Here is a 3,117-nt window from a genome sequence, read left to right as displayed (position 1 = left end):
GCCCGACGCCGGGTCCGGGCCCTCGAGCCCGCCGTACCGGCCGGTGCGCGCCGGCGCGGCGGCGCCGGACGAGCCGCCGCCGCGGCCTGACATCCGTCGCCGCAGGCTGCGTGGCCGCAGATCGGTCCAACTCAGCTCGATGCTGTCCAGGCAGTGCTGCCGGGTTCCCGTGACGGGCGTGTCGAACCAGCCGAGCGCATTGCGTCGCCCGTACGGCCACACCGAGTACTGCTGTTCCTGGTTGACGACCACCTTGAACAGGCCCGTCGCGGCCGGGCCGGGCCGGCCCCGCTTTCCCGACCGCCGCCCCGGGCGCTGTTCCGGGCGCTGTTCCGGGCGTCTCCACGGCGGCTTTCCCGGCGCTTGTTCCGGCCGTCTCCCGGCCGGGAGCGGCGTGGAACGGGCATTTCTCTGCGACCGATGCGTCGTCACGCAGGAAGTACTGCTTCCATTCCCGGTTGTCCGGGTCGCCGTAGGAGCCCAGCAGGGGCGTTGAATCCACCTCGTCCATCCTCCTGAGACGCTCGCGGATTATTTTCCGCGCGGCGACGCCCCGCGGGCTGGTCGGCTCCAGGCCGGTGAAGACCCAGCGGGGCTGGAACGTGATGGTGAACACCGGGTTGCTCCGGCTGCGTAGCCGGTGGTGAGCCGGCGTGTTACAGACGACAAAAATCGGGGTGCCGCGGAAACTGAACTCCCAGCCGGGATCGTCGATGTCGGTCGGGATGTCCGACGGCCAGGGCTCGCCATCGCTGTCGTGCAGGTAGCGCAGCACCGACCAGAATCGCTGTTCGTAGGAGAGGACGTCGTCTGGCTCCGGCCCCGCCGTCCCGCCGCCGGATCCGAAGAAAACCACGAGGGAGGTGTTCCGCGATATCGACTGGTACACCGAGAGATAGGCGGCAAGGATATCCGGCAGTACGGACCAGGTCCGTTCGTCGTGCAGATCGTCGACGAAACCGAACCGCAGCCCGCCACCATGGGCCGCGGCCACCGCGAAAACGCAGGGGAAAGGCTCGGCGTCGGACCGCAGCGTCGCCATGATATCCCGCGCGCAGGCGGCGCCCCAGCCTGGCATCGGGCCGATGGCCAGGTCCAGGATCTCCTCGCGGTATGAATCGGTCGTGCTGGTCATACTCACCCCACGAAGTTTCGGCCTGTCTCGCACTCTGCTTTCTCTCTTTCCTCAGCCGCGGGCCGGTCCCGACCGGCGGTCGCGATGTGGATTTAGTTCCGGCCGGCCGAAGCGGTTGCCGGTGATTTCGCCGCCCCCCGGTGCGCGGCGCGGGCGGCGAGTGCGTCGAGCGCCCGTAGCCACGCGGCCGCGAGGTTGCCTACGACCGCCGCGCCGGGCCCATCCGACCCCGCCGTCCACCGCGCGCTCAACTCGGGGCCGCCCGGGCCGTCGAGGGCTCGCACGATCAGGCTCAGCGGGAATGGATCGGGCGCCTCGGCGTTCCAGTCGGCGAAAAGCTCCTCGTCCTCGGCGGCGACCGACCAGTCCGCCACCTCGCCCCGGGCCAACCGACCCACGTAGTTCAGGTAGATCGTCGGTAGGGGAGCCGCCGAGAGGACCGGCGCGGTCCGCGGATTGAGGAAGCGCAACATGCTGTAATCGGTTCCGCCGTCGGGGATCTGGGTCATGAGCTCGCGCACCCGCGCCACGGCGGCGTCCACGGCCCACGCACCGAACGCGGCGCCGTCGTCGGCCGGCCACTCGAGCAGGAACGGGTAGATCTCGGCCATCCAGCCGACCGTCCGGGACAAGTCCAGATGGTCGACGATCTGCTCCTGCCGGCCGTGGGCCTGGACGGCCACGACCATCCCCGACGAGCCGGCGGCGCCGGGCCGGGTCTGGTCGGCCACGGCCAGGGACAGCGCGGCGAGCAGGAGCTCGTCCACCCCGACCCCGAACGTGGCGGGAACCGTCGACAGCAGCGCGGCCGCCCGCTCCGGCGGCACGCTCACGGTGACCGCTTCCGGCTGGTCCACCCGGGCCGGTCCGGCCGGCTCGGCCGGGCCGGCCACGTCCGCCGTCCAGGCCACCGGCGTGGCCCGGCCGAGCAGGTCCAACCAGAACGGCAGCCGCGCCTCGGTCTCGGTCGCGCGCGCCCGCTCGTCCAGGCGGCGCGCCCATCGGGCGAACGAGACCGGGACGGGCGCGAGCTGGGGCCGCCCGCCCGCCGTCAGCGCGCCCGCCGCGGCAGCGAGATCATCCAGCACGATCGGCCAGGAGACGCCGTCGATCAGCGCATGGTGGATAATCAGCAGCAACCGGCCCGGGCGCTCGCTGCCCGCGTCCAGCCAGACGCAGCGAATGGCCTGCCCGCTGTCCGGATCGAGTTCGGTGTTGGCCGCCGCCGCCAGCCCTGAGATCAGCGCTCGGCCGCCCACGCTGTCGAAGCCGTCGCTCGCGGCGATGCCGGCGGCGTCGATCCGGCGGACCCAGGGACGGACGTCGACGCCGCCGCGCGACGCGATCGCCAGCGACCAGGCGGGACCACCGTCCGCGCCGGTCGCCACCGCGCCGTCCGGGAAGGCGCCGGGTGAGTCCGAGCGGACGAGGCGGGCCCGCAGAACGTCGTGGTGGTCCACGACCGCTGTGATCATCGCGTGGAGCGTGGCCAGGTCCAGCCCGGCCGGGGTGCGCAGCAGCACCGGCGAGGAGAACGACGAGAACGTCGCCCCGCGGCCGCGCGCCGCCTGCAGCGCCGGAGTCGGCGGGACGAGGACGATCCCGGCCGGCTCGGAAGTCGGCTCGGAAGCCGGCTCGGCCGCGCCGACGGCGGGCGCGCGGGCCGTCCCGTTGGCGGCGGACGGTGCCCGGCGTGTGACAACGGTGGCGAGCGTCTCGGGCGTGCGGTGGCCGAACAGCAGCCGCGGGGTCACGGTGAGGCCGGCGGCCCGGATCCGGTTGACCAGCCGCATGGCGACGATGCTGTCGCCGCCGAGGGCGAAGAAGTCGTCCTCGGCGCCGACCCGCTCGGCCCCGAGCACCGCGGCGAAGGCGGCGACCAGGGTCGCCTCGATGTCGTTCCCGGGAGCGCGCCCGGACACCGTCGCGCCCGCGCCGCCGGCGACCGGCGCCGACGGCTCCCGGTCGGCGCTGGCCGGGAC

At 73.3% G+C, this 3,117-nt stretch carries 1 protein-coding gene and 2 pseudogenes; all 3 read right to left on the bottom strand.

Annotation, left to right across the window (positions count from 1 at the left end; genetic code table 11):
* Positions 1-222 (bottom strand): annotated as a pseudogene (locus AC08OQ_RS18835) (YqcI/YcgG family protein); the annotation flags it as partial.
* Positions 223-454: 232 nt separating this feature from the next.
* Positions 455-1,042, bottom strand: a pseudogene (locus AC08OQ_RS18830) (YqcI/YcgG family protein); the annotation flags it as partial.
* A gap of 185 nt (positions 1,043-1,227) precedes the next feature.
* Positions 1,228-3,117 (bottom strand): condensation domain-containing protein (locus AC08OQ_RS18825; RefSeq protein WP_476612280.1); only part of this gene is annotated, 1,890 nt, incomplete at its 5' end.

This window comes from Frankia sp. CcCS3 (genome assembly GCF_977927575.1).
Note: the sequence above shows the minus strand (reverse complement) of the source record. Positions and strands in the feature narration are given on the sequence as shown.